Origin of the sequence: Nocardia sp. CA-119907 (assembly GCF_050955995.1) — a bacterium.
GTDB lineage: Bacteria > Actinomycetota > Actinomycetes > Mycobacteriales > Mycobacteriaceae > Nocardia.
On sequence record NZ_CP192091.1, the window covers coordinates 6,990,430 to 7,005,612 of the forward strand.

General features: G+C 66.9%; 14 protein-coding genes. 8 read left to right on the top strand and 6 right to left on the bottom strand.

The features are described from left to right. Positions 1-236: 236 nt before the first annotated feature. From ACQP2D_RS31205 to ACQP2D_RS31215, 3 genes are read left to right on the top strand one after another with little or no spacing between them, the layout of a single operon-like run. The gene (locus ACQP2D_RS31205) at positions 237-893 is read left to right on the top strand and encodes a hypothetical protein (protein WP_433679497.1); all 657 of its coding nucleotides are present in this window, start codon (positions 237-239) and stop codon (positions 891-893) included. Further along, positions 883-1,467, top strand: coding sequence for a DUF6529 family protein (locus ACQP2D_RS31210; protein ID WP_433679498.1), 585 nt, complete (start codon positions 883-885; stop codon positions 1,465-1,467). The genes ACQP2D_RS31205 and ACQP2D_RS31210 overlap by 11 nt, the downstream gene beginning before the upstream one ends. Before the next feature lie 22 nt (positions 1,468-1,489). After that, the gene (locus tag ACQP2D_RS31215) at positions 1,490-1,945 is read left to right on the top strand and encodes a Rieske (2Fe-2S) protein (protein WP_433679499.1); all 456 of its coding nucleotides are present in this window, start codon (positions 1,490-1,492) and stop codon (positions 1,943-1,945) included. A gap of 65 nt (positions 1,946-2,010) precedes the next feature. Here ACQP2D_RS31215 and ACQP2D_RS31220 read toward each other — a convergent pair whose 3' ends face one another. Together ACQP2D_RS31220 and ACQP2D_RS31225 are read right to left on the bottom strand one after the other, a co-directional pair. Continuing rightward, positions 2,011-2,478, bottom strand: coding sequence for a VOC family protein (locus ACQP2D_RS31220; protein ID WP_433679500.1), 468 nt, complete (start codon positions 2,476-2,478; stop codon positions 2,011-2,013). A gap of 124 nt (positions 2,479-2,602) precedes the next feature. After that, positions 2,603-3,556, bottom strand: coding sequence for a hypothetical protein (locus tag ACQP2D_RS31225; RefSeq protein WP_433679501.1), 954 nt, complete (start codon positions 3,554-3,556; stop codon positions 2,603-2,605). Between the two features lie 89 nt (positions 3,557-3,645). On the opposite strand from ACQP2D_RS31225, the gene lspA reads away from it, so the two are divergent. The 3 genes from lspA (at position 3,646) to ACQP2D_RS31240 (ending at position 5,987) form a co-directional block, all read left to right on the top strand. Further along, on the top strand, positions 3,646-4,338 hold the full coding sequence (gene lspA / locus ACQP2D_RS31230; RefSeq protein ID WP_433679502.1) for a signal peptidase II: 693 nt from the start codon (positions 3,646-3,648) through the stop codon (positions 4,336-4,338). Between the two features lie 64 nt (positions 4,339-4,402). Then, positions 4,403-5,329 carry an RluA family pseudouridine synthase gene (locus ACQP2D_RS31235; protein ID WP_433679503.1) on the top strand — a complete coding sequence of 309 codons (927 nt, stop codon included), beginning with the start codon at positions 4,403-4,405 and terminating at the stop codon, positions 5,327-5,329. After that, positions 5,322-5,987 carry a hypothetical protein gene (locus ACQP2D_RS31240; protein ID WP_433679504.1) on the top strand — a complete coding sequence of 222 codons (666 nt, stop codon included), beginning with the start codon at positions 5,322-5,324 and terminating at the stop codon, positions 5,985-5,987. Before ACQP2D_RS31235 ends, ACQP2D_RS31240 begins: the two co-directional genes overlap by 8 nt. A gap of 45 nt (positions 5,988-6,032) precedes the next feature. Here ACQP2D_RS31240 and ACQP2D_RS31245 read toward each other — a convergent pair whose 3' ends face one another. Then, positions 6,033-6,857 (bottom strand): PhzF family phenazine biosynthesis protein, encoded by an 825-nt coding sequence (locus ACQP2D_RS31245; RefSeq protein WP_433679505.1) that lies wholly within the window; start codon positions 6,855-6,857, stop codon positions 6,033-6,035. Positions 6,858-6,936: 79 nt separating this feature from the next. After that, positions 6,937-9,360, bottom strand: a complete 2,424-nt coding sequence (locus ACQP2D_RS31250; protein ID WP_433679506.1) for an HAD-IC family P-type ATPase — start codon at positions 9,358-9,360, stop codon at positions 6,937-6,939. On the opposite strand from ACQP2D_RS31250, the gene rarD reads away from it, so the two are divergent. Together rarD and ACQP2D_RS31260 are read left to right on the top strand one after the other, a co-directional pair. Further along, complete coding sequence (gene rarD / locus ACQP2D_RS31255) at positions 9,359-10,327, top strand: EamA family transporter RarD (RefSeq protein ID WP_433679507.1); 969 nt, start codon at positions 9,359-9,361, stop codon at positions 10,325-10,327. The two genes, ACQP2D_RS31250 and rarD, sit on opposite strands and share 2 nt — an antisense overlap. 136 nt (positions 10,328-10,463) lie before the next feature. Then, the gene (locus ACQP2D_RS31260; RefSeq protein WP_433679508.1) at positions 10,464-11,390 is read left to right on the top strand and encodes an ADP-ribosylglycohydrolase family protein; all 927 of its coding nucleotides are present in this window, start codon (positions 10,464-10,466) and stop codon (positions 11,388-11,390) included. 10 nt (positions 11,391-11,400) lie between these two features. On the opposite strand, the gene ACQP2D_RS31265 is transcribed toward ACQP2D_RS31260, so the two are convergent. Together ACQP2D_RS31265 and ACQP2D_RS31270 are read right to left on the bottom strand one after the other, a co-directional pair. Continuing rightward, positions 11,401-11,802 (bottom strand): type II toxin-antitoxin system HicB family antitoxin, encoded by a 402-nt coding sequence (locus tag ACQP2D_RS31265; protein WP_433679509.1) that lies wholly within the window; start codon positions 11,800-11,802, stop codon positions 11,401-11,403. A 97-nt stretch (positions 11,803-11,899) separates the two neighbouring features. Then, on the bottom strand, positions 11,900-15,157 hold the full coding sequence (locus tag ACQP2D_RS31270; RefSeq protein ID WP_433679510.1) for an arabinosyltransferase domain-containing protein: 3,258 nt from the start codon (positions 15,155-15,157) through the stop codon (positions 11,900-11,902). Positions 15,158-15,183: the final 26 nt, after the last annotated feature.

Here is a 15,183-nt window from a genome sequence, read left to right on the forward strand (position 1 = left end):
ACGCTCCGATCGCCGGTACCGCTCGACAGTGGCGGTGGGCAGAATCCGAGAGCATCTGACCGCAACGGATTCGCCCTGGTAAAAGGCTCGCCTCACTGACCGATCGGTAAGAACCGACACGTTCGAGTGACACGCCGCTCGGCGGTTGCCGCGAATACTGGTTTGAACCGCTGGATGGGGCTGCCACGTAGACAATTCGAACAGCGGCACCAGCGGCCGCCCATCGAGGAGACCCTATGAAACGACTGGGACCGTGGCTCACCCTGGCGGCAGTGGCCGTACTCGGCCTCGTCCTTGTGGGCATCAATATGTCCAAGGACACCGAACCGTCGACGGCGAAGACGAACACGGTGGCAACCACCGCCGCACCCACGACGCAGGCACCGCCGATCACCACGACGCCCGCGGCCGCGCCCTTCCCGGCCAAGGCCGACTACGTGGGCAAGATCCCGCTGGCCTCCGGCGGCACCATCACCCTGGAGATCACCATCGCGGGCGATAAGGCCATCGCCTACGCCTGTGACGGCAAGACGATCGAATCCTGGCTGCGTGGCAGCGCGACGAACGGATCCGTGCAGCTCACCGGCAAGGACGACGCCAAATTGACCGGTGCCTTCGACGGTAGATCGGTGCAGGGCACCCTCTGGATCGGCGGCAAGCAGTGGAATTACACCGCCACCCCGGTACAACCACCCGCCGGGCTCTATATCTACAGCGAGGCCGGCACTCGCCAGAGCTGGATAGTCGACGCGAACGGCGGCGTCACCGGCGTCCAGCGCAATCCGGACGGCTCCACCGCACCGGCGGTCACCCTCGCACCCGATGCGACGGCCGTCGTCAATGGCAAGAAGATCACGGCGAACAAGATAAGTGGTGGTGACAGTGTCGGCTGATCGAGAAGCGCCAACGATCCGGGCGAATCCGAGCCGGGCATCGGCGGCGGCCATCGTCATACCGCTGCTCATCAGCGCGGCGGTCTCGGTACTGCTCGGCGTCTACGCGAAACAGCATGACCCACGGTTCTTTTCGATCAATGTGGCCGGATTCTCCAGTCCGGTTGCGGTGAAGACCTGGCTCGCCACCCTCGCCACCGCGCTCGCGCTGTTCCAATTCCTCTCGGCACTGGCCATGTACGGCAAACTCGACGCGCTCTTCGCCAAGACCCCGCCATGGATCGGCACCGTCCATGTGTGGTCCGGCCGCCTGGCCGTACTCGTCACCGTTCCGGTCGCCGTGCACTGCCTGTACGCATTGGGTTTTCAAGACTACGAGAGCCGCGTGCTCATCCATTCCCTGCTGGGCTGCTTCTTCTATGGCGCGTTCGTTGCCAAGATGCTGCTGCTGACCCGAAAGGGCCTGCCCGGCTGGGTCATTCCGGTCGCGGGCGGTCTGGTGCTGACCGGACTGACCGGCCTGTGGCTCACCTCGGGCCTGTGGTTCTTCCAGCACAACGGCATCACCTTCTGAACCCTTCTGATCGGAGTCCGCTATGTCCAATGATGATCTCTGTCTCAACCGCCGCACCATCGTGATCGCGGGAGCGAGCGCCGCGGCCGCCGCGGCCGCGCTCACCGCGTGCACCACCTACGGCAAGGAAAGCAGTCCCCAGGCCCAAGCACCGGCACCCGCCGCGGGACCGCCCGGACCGAAGGCGCCCGCCGGGCAACCGGCTGCGATCGCGACCACCTCCGAAGTGCCGGTCGGTGGCGGTGTTATCAAGGGCGATGTGGTGGTGACCCAGCCCAGTGCCGGTTCATTCGTCGGCTTGGATTCGACCTGCACACATGCGGGCTGCAAGGTCGCCACTGTATCCGGCGGCACCATCAACTGCGCCTGCCACGGCAGTAAATTCGGCCTCGACGGCTCGGTGGTCAACGGCCCGGCCACCCGGCCACTCGCCTCGAAATCGGTCCGCGTCGAGGGCGCCTCGATCGTGCTCGGGTAGGTCCCGCACAGATCGATTCGGGCCGCGCGGCATACGGTCCGCGCGGCCAACCATCCGAGCACAGGTCAGGCGCCGCCGAACAGTTCGGCCATCCGCCGGTCCATCTCGTCCGGCGGAACATCCTCGACATGGGTGGCCACGGTCCATCGGTGCCCCCACGGATCCTCGAACGCACCGCTGCGATCACCGTAGAACTGGGTGGTCATGGGAGTGAGTTCCTTGGCGCCCCCGGCGAGCGCGGCGGCGAAGGCGGCATCGGCGTCCTGGACGTAGACATAGAGATTGACGGGTGTGCCGCCGACCGTCTTCGGGTCGAGGAAGTCCATATCGGGAGCCGGATCGCCGACCATGACGAGCGAATTGCCGAACATGAGTTCGCAATGCGCCACCTTGCCTTCCGGTCCCGGCATGCGCATCCGCTCCGATGCGCCGAAGATGCGCTTGTAGAAATCTATGGCGGCCGCCGCGCCATCAATCGCCAGCCCGGGCGAGACCACGGGATATCCGTCAGGGATCGGTTTGACATCGGACATCGAATACCTCCGATCGAGGCGTTTGTCGGACAGGTGCGAGCCTATTCCCCGGATCCGACAAAAGGCACTGGATCGGCGCTTTGGTCTCACGACCTGCGGCTGCTCCGCAGACCGCGGGCCGCCCTCATTCGTTCCAGGTGACCTGCGTATTGATCGTCTGCTGCAGCATGCTCGCGCTGCGCGGATCGCGGTAGGCCTGATGCCCGCCGACGGTTATGGATCCGGCCACCGGCAGCGGCAGGCCGAGATCGACAGTGATCGTGCCCGCGCCCTGCATGACGTAATCCTTGATGTCGAGCGTGCCCGCGTTATTGGGCAGCGTCCAGACCGGCGACTTCGGCTTCTGGGTCACCTCGAGTTCGATGGTCAGCCGGTCGCCGTCGCGCTTGGTCAGCGTCGCGGTGGTCACCTGGTCGAGCGCGACACCGCCGTCGACCTCTTGGCGCACCGTCCACACCGCGCCCTCGCCGACGGGTTGGTCGGGGAAGGTGATCGAACGGTAGACCGCCTGATAGAAGGCCTGTTCCAAGGCCGCGCGGGCGGCATTGGAGGTATCCGGTGACGGGGCGAGGCGCAGCGCGGTGATCGCACCGAGATCGCTCATATCGAATCCGGCGTGCGAACCGCCGGCGGCGGTGAGCGCCTTGGCCAGTGACGGATCCGGGGTGGAGATGGTGCCGAGGGTCAGCTCGACACCGTCGGCATCGGTCTGGGCCGTCATTGGAATCGTCAGCGCGGGCGAGGAGAAATCGCTCGGCGGTTGATCATTGATCTGCTGCTCGATGTGATGATCGGTGCGCAGCGTCACCTGCTGCACCGTGCCCGCCGGATAGCCGGGACGCAGCAGCGACCGCGGCTCCTCGCCCGTCGAGATGACGGTGGCGACAGCGGCCGAGATCGGCACGGTCACTTCCTTACCGATGCCGAGCGGCTCGGTGCTGTCGGCTTCCACGCGCGCGTCGGAGCCGTCACTACAGCCGACGCCGAACGCGGACAGTCCGACCGCGAGCACCATCAACAACACACCCGAGCGTGCAATTCGGGGTATGTGGGGGGAAGACAACACCGTCACGAGCATCAGAGTACGACCGCTTCCTGAGTGTCAGCTGGGACATGCAGGTGACCGCGTGCACAGGGCATGTCGTCACTCGAGAGATGATGGTCGACGTGAGTGATGACCGGCCGCCCGAGGACAACACCGACGATGAGGCGGTGCCGCCCAGCGACGAGACAGAAACACCGACGCCAACCGCCGATTCCGGGAAGGCCGCCGCACCGCTGCGGCTACGCACGCTACTGATCATCGCCGCGGTATTGCTGGGTCTGGACCTGCTCACCAAGACCATCGTCGTCGCGAAGCTGACCCCGGGCGATCCGGTGCCGATCATCGGCGATTTCGCGCGGCTGTCGCTGGTGCGCAACCCGGGTGCGGCATTCTCCATGGCGACCGGCATGACCTGGCTGCTGACGCTGGTCGCCGCGGCGGTGGTGATCGGCGTGATCCGCATCGGCCGCACGCTGCGCTCGCTGTGGTGGGCGATCGGGCTCGGCATGGTGCTCGGCGGCGCGCTCGGCAATCTGGTCGACCGGTTGTTCCGTGCGCCGGGACCGCTGCAGGGCCATGTGGTGGACTTCATCGCGGTCGGCTGGTGGCCAGTGTTCAATCTGGCCGACTCCTCGATCGTCTGCGGCGCGATCCTGTTGGTGGTGCTGACGGTCTTCGGCTTCGAACCCGACGGCTCGCGCACCGGACACGGCCGCCACGAGGAGACCGCGACCGATTCGCCCGCGGCGCCGAAGGACGAACCGTCGGACAATGGCGCCAACGGTGCGGCAAACAGCAAGGGGACGGCGGCATGAGCGAGCGAATCATGTCACAGCGGGCATCGCTCATGCCGGAACCGAGCGCCAGCGAGGTGGCGGCATGAGGGAAACGCGGACCATGCCCGTACCCGACGGGCTCGACGGCATGCGTGTGGACGCCGGACTGTCCCGACTGCTCGGCCTGTCCCGCACCGCCGTGGCCACCCTGGCCGAGGAGGGTTCGGTGCAGCTCGACGGCGTCGCCGCGGGCAAATCGGATCGCCTGGTCGCGGGCGCCTGGCTCGAGGTCGAGTTTCCAGAACCCAAGCGCGAACTCACCATCGAGGCCGTCCCGGTGGAGGGGATGAAAATCCTCTATGCCGACGATGACATCGTCGCGGTGGACAAACCCGTCGGCGTCGCGGCGCATACCGGCGTCGGCTGGACCGGTCCGACGGTGGTCGGCGGACTCGCCGCGGCGGGCTACCGCATCTCGACCTCGGGTGCGCACGAACGACAGGGCATCGTGCACCGGCTCGATGTCGGCACCTCCGGTGTGATGGTGGTCGCGCAGTCCGAACACGCGTATACGGTGCTCAAGCGGGCGTTCAAGCAGCGCACCGTCGATAAGCGGTATCACGCACTGGTGCAGGGACATCCGGATCCGAGCAGCGGCACCATCGATGCGCCGATCGGCCGGGCCCGCGGTGACGCCTGGAAGTTCGCGGTGACCGCGGACGGGCGACCGAGCATTACGCACTACGACACCGTCGAGGCGTTCCAGGCGGCGAGTCTGCTCGATATTCATCTGGAAACCGGGCGCACCCACCAGATCCGGGTGCATTTCTCCGCGATCCGGCATCCATGCTGTGGTGATCTCACCTATGGTGCGGATCCGCGGCTGGCGGAGCGGCTCGGGCTGGAACGGCAATGGCTGCACGCGCGTTCGCTCGGGTTCAACCATCCGGTCGACGGCCGGTACCTCGAGATCACCAGCGAGTATCCGGACGATCTGAGGAACGCGCTCGACGTGCTGCGCAATGCCTGACTCGATGGTCTTGCGCCGCATCGCGATCGCCGTTGCGGCGGTCGGGTTCGCGGTGCTCATCGTGCTGCTCGGCGCGCTGAATCCGCCACGTCCATCCGGCATCTCCACCGACCGGCTCGGCCCCGAACGGGGCGAGCCGGTCGCGGATTATCTTGTGCGGGCCCGGGATTCGCTATCCGGCCCGGATACCAGTGATCACTGGGCACTGGTTTCGTTCACCGAACCGCTCACCCCCAACCAGATTCCGGCGCACAGCGGCGGCCTGCGCATTGCCGCGGCCAGCCATCACGTGTCGATCCCCCGCGTGCACACCCCGATCGTCACGGTCCAACTGCCCGCGGGCAATGCCGTCGCGGTCGCCTCCGCCGATAACGCCGCCTGGCAGCTGCTTGCCGAGCACCCCGCCGACGAGCGCACCAGCCGCATCACCGCGGTATCGGTGGCCCGCCTGCGCGCCGGATGCGCGTGCACCGTCGGTCTCGTGGTTCGCGGCCGACTCTCCGAACTCCGAAATCTGGCCGCCCAGAACGGCATCCGCGCGGTACAGGCGCTACCCGCCGACGCGGTCGCCACCAGCTTCGCCATCGTCCCGCTACTGCCGGAGTACGAGGACATCGCCCTGCCCGGCCCAGACGACGGGGCGGTCCCGGATCAGTAGTCGCGGCACCACTTATCGGTGCAGTGGGCGATGCGCTCGCCTCCGTCAACTTCGATCCGGCAGTGTCACAACACCATCCAGGTACCGACGGCACCGTCCGATGAGCAGCACCCGGTCGCCAGCGAGTTCACAGCGCAGGCTGCCGCCCCGCCGGGACAGCTGACGCGCACTGAGTTGGGGGCGGCCGAATTCGCGGCTCCACAGCGGAACCAGCTGGGCATGGGCCGATCCCGTGACCGGATCCTCGGCCACACCGAGGTCCGGACCGAAGACCCGGGAGACGAAGTCGACGGTGTCGCCGGGCGCGGTGATCACGGCATCGAACGCGAGCGGCGGGAAGGCCGCGAAATTCGGCCGCGCCTCGCGCACCTCCCGTTCGGAGCCGAGCACGATCACCTCGTCGAATCCGGTGTACGCGCGCACCGGGCGCACACCGAGCGCGTCCACCAGTACGGGATCGGGCGTGACTTCCTTGGATTCCAGGGCCGGCAGGTCGAGTACGTATTCGTCGTCATCGGTGCGGTCGACGTGCAGCCAGCCGCTGCGCGTGAAGAAGCTCACCCGGTCCTCGCCCGGGTGGATGTCCTCGAGGATCTGCGCGGCCGCGGCCATGGTGGCGTGGCCGCACATGTCCACCTCCATCGTCGGGGTGAACCAGCGCAGGTGGCAGGCGGGCCATTCTCCGGGTGGCCCACCCGCCTCGACGGGTAATTGGGACGTATAGAAGGCGGTCTCGGCGAGGTTGTTCTCCTCGGCCAGCTGTTGCAACAGCTCGTCCGGCAGCCAGGTGGGCAGCGGCATGACCGCGGCTGGGTTGCCCGAGAACGGTGCGTCGGCGAACGCGTCGATCTGGTGCAGCAATACCTCCATAGTCGAGAAGGTACTCCAACCCTCAATGATCGCTTCGCACAAGGTATCTCGTGGCGCGCCGAGTCACCTGTCCAATTGTTCAGGCGCCCCCGCCCGGTGAGCTCGGAAGTAGCGAGTGCTTCTCGCCGCGACCGGCGGCGGCGATCCACCAGGCGGCCTCGACGAGCACGATGCCGACCGCCCCGCAGACGAACGCCGCGGTGGTGAGTCCGACATTCGAGGGGTCGAGTTTGAAGAAATGCCTGGTGAACGGGATGGTGAACAACAGCACATAGGCGAGGATCGAGGCGCCGATGAGCACCACCTTCCACCACACATACGGCCGGGCGACGATGGCGAGCACCCACACCGCGATCATGATCAGCGTAATGAGCGCCGTGGTGCCCGCCTGCTCCTTCTGCTCGGGGGTGGCATGCGGCCCCGCGTAGGCGATCAGGTAGGCGACGAAGGTGGCGACGCCGATCACCACACCGGACGGAATCGCCAAACGCATGACGCGCGAGACGAATCCGGAGCGCGCGCGTTCATTGTTCGGCGCCAGCGACAGGATGAAGGCCGGGATGCCGATGGTGAACCAGGCCGCGATCGTGACATGCCTCGGCAGGAACGGATATCCGATCGGATCGTAATCGAAGATCTGCGAGCCGATACCGGCGATACCGACGAGGAAGGCGAGCAGTACCGAGTACACGGTCTTGGTGAGGAACAGATTCGAGACCCGCTCGATATTGCCGATCACCCGGCGGCCCTCACCGACCACATACGGCAGCGTGGCGAATTTATTGTCCAGCAACACGATCTGCGCGACCGCGCGCGTGGCCGGACTGCCCGACCCCATGGCCACACCGATATCGGAATCCTTCAGCGCCAGTACGTCGTTCACACCGTCACCGGTCATGGCGACGGTGTGGTCGCGAGATTGCAGAGCGGCAACCATGGCCCGCTTCTGATCCGGGCGCACCCGGCCGAAGGTGGTCGCGGTCTCGAGCACATCGGCGAGCGCGTCACGGTCTTCGGGCAATTCGCGGGCGTCGACCGGATGATCGCCGCCGGGCAGGTCCAGCGAGGACGCCACCGCGCCGACCGACACGGCATTGTCACCGGAGATCACCTTGATCGAAACCTGCTGGCCGGCAAAGTAATCCAGGGTCTCGCGAGCATCGGGACGCACCTTCTGCTCGAGTACGACGAGTGCGGCGGGATCGACGGTGCCGGGGGCGTCGGCGGCATCGACCGGACGGTCGCTGCGCGCCAGCAGCAGAATACGCAGACCCGAGGAGCCGAGTTCCTCTGCGACGCGGGCATCTTCGGAGCTCGGATCGAGCAGCACATCGGGCGCACCGAGCAGCCAGTCGCCGTGCTCGCCATAGGAGAAGCCGCTCCACTTCTTCGCCGAGGAGAACGGCGCGACCGCGGTCTGCTGCCAATCCGGTCTATCGGTCAGCTCCTCGCCGATCGCCTGCACGCTCGCATTCGGGCGCGGATCGTCGGCGGCCACGGCCGCCAAGGCCCGGCGCACCTCGGCATCGTCGAATGAACCGAGGGTCTTGATATCCGACAGGCGCATTCCGTTCTCGGTGAGCGTGCCGGTCTTATCCGCGCAGACCACGTCCACCCGGGCCAGGCCCTCGATGGCGGGCAATTCCTGCACCAAGCATTGGCGTCTGCCGAGTCGCACGACGCCGACCGCGAAGGCGACCGAGGTCATCAACACCAGCCCCTCGGGCACCATCGGCACCAGTGCCGCGACCATGCCGGTGACCGCGGGCTGCCAGGACTCCTTACTGGAGAACAGCTGGTTGTAGATGCTCAGCAGACCGGCCGGGATCAACAGGTAGGTGATGACCTTGAGGATGGTGTCGATACCGCTGCGCAGCTCGGACTTCACCAGCGTGAACTTGCTGGCCTCCTCGGCCAGTTTGGCCGCGTAGGCGTCCTTGCCGACCTTGGTCGCGCGGTAGGCGCCGGAACCGGAGACGACGTAGCTGCCCGACATCACCGCCCCGCCGACCGGCTTGTCCACCGGATCGGCCTCACCGGTGAGCAGCGATTCGTCGACCTCGAGCAGTGCGGATTCCTCGACGGTGCCATCGACGACGATCTGGTCGCCGGGACCGAGCTCGATCAGATCGTCGAGGACGACCTCCTTCGGCATGACCTCCTGCGCCTTACCGTCGCGACGCACGGTCGGCTTGGCCTGGCCGACAATGGCCAGCTGGTCCAGGGTGCGCTTGGCGCGGATCTCCTGGATGATGCCGACCGCGCTGTTGGCGATGATCAGCAGACCGAACATGCCGTCGATGATCGAACCGGTCGCGAGCACCAGGATGAACAGCACGCCCAGGATGGCGTTGATCCTGGTGAAGACGTTGGCACGGACGATGTCGCGGACGGATCGGCTCGCCCGGTCCGGCACATCGTTGGTGTGCCCGTCGCGGCGACGCTGCTCGACCTCCGCCGCGGTCAGCCCGGTGACGGCCGTCTTTGACACGGTTATCGACATGACCGCAAGGCTACCGAGAACTACGGTCGGCAGGGTGCAGCGAAGCAGGACAGTCCCCGGCGTAGCGTTCGGTACCGGCGCATTTCTGATCTGGGGCCTGTTCCCCGCATACTTCGGACTACTGGCCTTCGCCAACCCGGCCGAGGTGGTGGCGCAGCGCATCCTGTGGACCCTGGTGCTGGTGCTCGCCGTGCTCGCGGTGACCGGCCGGCTGGGTGGGCTGCGTGGGATCGGCGCGCGGACCTGGCGGATGGCCGCGGTGGCCATCGCGGCGCTGTCGATCAACTGGGGCGTGTACGTCTACGGCGTCACCTCCGGGCATGTGGTGGAGTGCGCGCTCGGCTACTTCATCAATCCACTGGTGACGGTGGCATTCGGCGTCCTGATCTTCCGCGAGCGGCTGGCCGGGGCGCAGTGGGCGGCGCTCGGACTCGGTGCGCTGGCCGTCGTGGTGCTCACCGTCGACTACGGCAGGCCGCCGCTCATCGCGCTGGCACTGGCCTGCTCATTCGCCACCTATGGGCTGGTGAAAAAGGTGATTCCGCTGGACGCGCTGCACGGGATCGCGGCCGAGGGGGTGGTGGCCGCGCCGTTCGCACTGGCCTTCGTCATCGTGTTCGCGGTGACGGGTCGCAGTGAATTCGCCAGCGGAATAGGGCATTCCGGATTGATGATCTCGACCGGTCCGGTCACCCTGTTGCCATTGCTGCTGTTCGCCGTTGCCGCGCAACGGGTTCCGCTCTCGACCATGGGACTGCTCCAGTACCTCACTCCGGCACTCCAGATGGCCTGGGGCGTGGCCGTCGCGCACGAGCCCATGCCCGCGTCGCGGTGGGCCGGATTCGCGCTCATCTGGGTGGCACTGGCGATCTTCACCGCCGATGCGCTCATGCGTGGGCGGCGGCGCGGTCGGCCGGGCGCCAGGGCCGCCGAACGCGAACCGTCGACTCTCGCAGACCGCGACTGACCTGCTATTCCCAGCCCTGGTTTCGTGATGAGGGCACAGATTTGTACAGCGTCACTTGTCGATACCGACAGGACGGAATTGCCCTGGTCATCGGGTACATTGGCCGCGATCACAGCCGGACCGGAAGGTTTCTTCGATGCTGGACGATGCGCAACTCGATCGTGCGGCGGGCGTGCTGCTCGGCACCGCGACGGGCGATGCGCTCGGCGCGGGCTACGAATTCACGTGGCCGGGAACACATGTCGCGATCGATATGATCGGCGGCGGGCCGTGCCGGTGGGCCCCTGGAGAGTGGACCGACGACACCTCCATGGCGATCGCCATCGCGCTGGCGGCCGATAAGGGGTCCGGTATCGACCTCGACGAGGTGGCCGCCGGATTCGTCCGGTGGTTCGATTCCGATCCGCCCGATATCGGCATCCAGACCCGCGCCGTGCTCGCGGTGCGCCCGCGCTCGGCTAGGGAAATGCAGACGCAGGCCATGTCATTGCACGGCAAGACCGGCGGCAACGGTTCGCTCATGCGCACCGCGCCGGTCGCCCTCGCCTATCTCGGCGACGCCGCGGAATGCGTCCGGATGGCCGGTGCGATCGGCGCGCTCACCCATCACGACCAGCAGGCGATCGAGGCCTGCAAGATCTGGACCGCCGCCATTCGGCACGCGGTGCTCAGCGGAAGCTTCGACGGCGTCCGCGCCTTCGTCGACGACTCGCCCAGCGCCGCCTACTGGACCTATCTGCTCGATCAAGCCGAATCCGGTACCCCGCGAGACTTTTCGAACAACGGCTGGGTGGTGCACGCCCTCCAGACCGCCTGGTGGGCCATCACCACCGCCGACGCCTCCGGCCCCGATCATCTCCCCCGCGCCCTCGAACTCTGTGTCCGCGCGGGCGGGGACACCGACACCACCGCCGCCATCGCGGGCGGTCTCCTCGGCGCCCGCTGGGGCGCCAGCGCCATCCCCGCCCCTTGGCGCGAAGTCCTCCACGGCTACCCGGGTTTCACCGCCGACGACCTGGCCACCCTCGCTACCCGTATCGCCGCCAACAGCGTCATCTATTAGCCGCGCGACCTCATGCGGCCGTCGTAAATGTCGTCGCGGCCACAGTATTCGGATGCGGGATCGGCTTGCCATCCTCGCGCAACCCCGCGAGATGGAACTCGATCGTCTCGATCATGAGTCGCAGACACTCATCCTGGTCGTCCGCCACCGCGACACAGCCGGGCAGATCTGGGCTATAGGCACCATAGCCACCGGTCTCGCCACGCTCGATGATGATCGCGTAAGTACTCACTGTCATCTCCATCAGATCCCCGCCTGTCTGCGGATACTGCGCTCGGTACCGATCGGGATGTCGGCACCGATGTTTACCTGCGACTGTTACCGCGCCCAGCTTCGTCGGGTGCCGCAATTGCCGATGGCTGCCCTTCATACGCACCACGCACCATCCGGCCGCCTCCAGTATCTCCAGCATCTGCCGAACCTTCAGCGGCATCGCAGGACCCCCCGATCGTGACTTCTCCGTCAGAGTAGAAGCTACGCGTGGGTACCGACAGGTTCAGCGGCGCTGGTCAGTAGGCGGTGTTGATGTGACCAGGGGTCCACAGCCCGGAATGATCCTGCTGGGTGATCTCGGGTTCGGCCGGGTCGGCCTTGGGGTCTATGCGGGTCAGTTGTTGCAGTTCACCCCAGTCTCGCCGCCAGTCCTGGTCGAGGTAGGTGGCGAGAGTGCGGGGGCGCAGCAGCATATTGGACCAGCCGAGCGGGCCGCCGCCATCATGGCTCTGCCACAGGGTGGTGATCTCGGCACCGGGACGGTCCGGGAGGATGCGGTAGGCGGGTACCTCTGCGATATTGTCGCGGTGGTCGTAGGGGCGCTGGTTGGGGAATTGCAGGCCGACCATCCAGTCGGTGAGGACCGGAACCTGTGAGCCGACAACCTCATTCAGCGTTCTGGTCTGCGGAACGCGCGGCGGCGTGACGGCCAGCCACTGCTTGGGGTTGCGGTCGCGGTCGATGGCGACGATGCGGATAACGTCCGCGCCAGTCGGGATTTCGGCGAACGGTACGCGCAGATTGCGCCAGGACGGCGCCGGTCCGATATCGATCGGGGCGACCTTGCCCATCGGCTGTGCGGTGGTCGCGGAATCGGTTGCGCCGTATTCGATTTCGACGGTCTGCCCCGGCGTGACGATACCGTCGGCATCGACCGATCTGATCCGACCCGCCGCGGTCAGCGCGATGATGCCGGAGCGGTCGCCGGGTGCGGGCAGCCGGTACCAGCCGGTGGTCAGGTCGGCGGGGCCCGCGTCACCGGAGCCGTAGCTGCCCAGCACCGGTGTGGTCGCCGGATCCAGTCCGAAAGGCAGTGCGGGAGAGGCGGTTCCAGCCGTGTTCTCCGAGGCCGACTTGCTGCTCAACGCGTCGGCGATACTGCCGGTCGGACTCGAATCGTCATCGGGGCGCAGATCGGCAGCCACGCCCGCACCGGTGAATCCGGTCCCGATACCCGATAGCGTGCTCACCGCGTCGCCGGTCAGCGGCCGCAGCATGCCCGCATTGGGATCGGATTCGACCAGTACGTGTCCGGCCAAACCGGCCGTCTTCCCGGTCAACGCCTCGATATTCGAGCGCGCGAGCGAGAACGCCGGCCCCTGGGCCACGGCCGCCTTGGCGAAGGAACCGACATCCCAGACCACGAGCAGCGCCAGCGCGATGGTCAGCGGCGGCAGCACCGACACCCGCCACGCGAACCGCGAAACCTTGTGCGGCGTACCGGGTTCCGGTGCGTGCACATGCCACCATGCGGCGATCGCGAGCAATGCGGCGGTGGCGAGCAGGAACAGCTTGTTGAGCTCGAGCCCGGCGATCACCGGCGGCTTATCCCACCAGGGAATGCCGTAGGACGAGACATACCACCACTTATTGGGACCGGAGAACACCAGCGCGAGCAGGAACGCGACCGCCGCGGCGAACAGGGCGCGGTAGCGCGGTGCGCGCAGCACCCGCGGTGCGACGGCCATGGCGGTCACCATCGCGACGGCTCCGGCCACACCCGCGTAGACACCGAAGTGATGGGTCCACTTGGTGGGCGTGACCATGATCAGCAGCAGCGCGCCGACGGTGACACCGAGAATGCGCCGGGTCGGGCCAGCGGCGGTCAGCGGGATGCGACCGCCCTTGCGCAGCAACACGAGTACGCATGCGACGAGCCCCGCGAACATCGCGAGCACGCCGATCCGGCGGCCGACGGAGCCGTCGGTCTCACCTTGGAACAGGTACTGGTAGCGCAGATAGTCGTTGAACCACTCGACATCCGGTCCGACGATGTGATGGATGCGCTTCATCTCGAACATCGCCGCCAGCGGCTGATCGGCGAACATGATCGCCAGCGCGACGGCGCCGGCGGCGAGCAGCGGCGCGAGCAGCATGGCGTAACCGAGCACGCGCGCCGAACCCCGAGTGTCGACGCGGGCCATGATGATTCGCGCGACCGGCCGCAATCCGGCCAGCAGCGCCGCGATACAGATGACACCGGAGGGCCCCGCCGTACAGGCGAAGGCGGCGACGAGGATCGCGAATCCGGCCGGCAGCAACCGCCGGGTCGCGATGGCGCGCTCGACCAGACACCAGGTGAGCAGAAGTCCCAGCGCCACCGGCGGTTCCGGACGCAGTCCGTTGTCATAGGCCAGCCAGATGGTGAGGAAGCCCAGCGCACCGGTCCACATCGCGACGCGGTTGTGCCGCACCGCGACACCGAGCCGCGGCGCCACCTCGCGACTGAGCAGCAGCCACATCAGCACACCGCAGCACAGCGCGGGCAGCCGCACCCACGGGCTGGCGGTGCTGATCTGCGTCATGATCCGGATCAGGTCGTAATATGGTGTGCCGACCGGATTTTCGGGCACCCCGAAGTAGGCGAAGTAGTTGGCCATGTAGCCCGCGACACCCGAGGCGCGCGCCATACCGAACTGGTAACCGTCATCCGAGGTCGTCGACCCGATGAAGTACCAGACCAGCATGGTGCCGAGCACCACGGCGTCGAGCAGTGAGAACGTCCACCAGCGCTGCGGCAGAAAGCGGCGCACCCGCCGACCGTCGCGCCGATCGAGCCGGTACAGCGCGACCAGCGAAACAATCGTGCACAGCACCGCCAGCCAGATCGCCGCGCGCTTGAGCGGCGTGGGCGTGGACGAGAATCGGGTGTCGAGTTCGGCGCTGACGTGCGCACCGTCGGCCGCGGCCAGATCACTGAAGATGCCGACCATCTGCGGCCGGTAGTCGCCATTGAGCACCACCGGGAATCCGGGCGCCTCGAATCCGACCACGGTGGCCGTGGCCGTGGTGTTGTCGGCGTGCACGGTGAGTTCGCAGCCCGGAACCAACTCGGCCACCGGCAGACTGAGCAATGCCTGGTTGCGCAGCACCACATCCAGCCGTGCCGGGGTGTCGGCCGCGGCCTGTACGCGCGCGACGAATCCGTATCGCTCGAGATCGGGCGCACCATTGGGTCCGGTCGCCACGAGCGTGCCACCCTTGGCGCTGAGCTGGTTGATCGCCGCACAGGGCAGGGTGGCATCGAAAGTCAGTGGCGCATAGGAGATCAGCGGCGCCTCGATACTGCGCGCGGAACCGGCCTGCGGCCAATTCAGCGTCGCCGCGTCCACGCGCACCGGCAGCAGCGGCACCGCCACCGCGAACAATGCGCCCAATAGGCCCGCGATCAGCGCGATCGGCCCGGCCCAACCACCATGTCTGTTCGATTGTGCCGTCCCGGGTTCGGATTCCTCGACGGACGGCTGCCCCGCCCACACCATCGTGTCAGCCACGGGGCCTGATCCTAACGGTAACTATT

Excerpts from the sequence above, each read along its gene's own strand:
- ACQP2D_RS31265 (WP_433679509.1), bottom strand. The coding sequence starts at position 11,802 with ATGCTGGAGATACTGGAGGCGGCCGGATGGTGCGTGGTGCGTATGAAG.
- rarD (WP_433679507.1), top strand. The coding sequence starts at position 9,359 with ATGACCGCAAGGCTACCGAGAACTACGGTCGGCAGGGTGCAGCGAAGC.
- ACQP2D_RS31220 (WP_433679500.1), bottom strand. The coding sequence starts at position 2,478 with ATGTCCGATGTCAAACCGATCCCTGACGGATATCCCGTGGTCTCGCCC.
- ACQP2D_RS31225 (WP_433679501.1), bottom strand. The coding sequence starts at position 3,556 with ATGCTCGTGACGGTGTTGTCTTCCCCCCACATACCCCGAATTGCACGC.
- ACQP2D_RS31205 (WP_433679497.1), top strand. The coding sequence starts at position 237 with ATGAAACGACTGGGACCGTGGCTCACCCTGGCGGCAGTGGCCGTACTC.
- ACQP2D_RS31245 (WP_433679505.1), bottom strand. The coding sequence starts at position 6,857 with ATGGAGGTATTGCTGCACCAGATCGACGCGTTCGCCGACGCACCGTTC.
- ACQP2D_RS31260 (WP_433679508.1), top strand. The coding sequence starts at position 10,464 with ATGCTGGACGATGCGCAACTCGATCGTGCGGCGGGCGTGCTGCTCGGC.
- ACQP2D_RS31250 (WP_433679506.1), bottom strand. The coding sequence starts at position 9,360 with ATGTCGATAACCGTGTCAAAGACGGCCGTCACCGGGCTGACCGCGGCG.
- ACQP2D_RS31215 (WP_433679499.1), top strand. The coding sequence starts at position 1,490 with ATGTCCAATGATGATCTCTGTCTCAACCGCCGCACCATCGTGATCGCG.
- ACQP2D_RS31235 (WP_433679503.1), top strand. The coding sequence starts at position 4,403 with ATGAGGGAAACGCGGACCATGCCCGTACCCGACGGGCTCGACGGCATG.
- ACQP2D_RS31240 (WP_433679504.1), top strand. The coding sequence starts at position 5,322 with ATGCCTGACTCGATGGTCTTGCGCCGCATCGCGATCGCCGTTGCGGCG.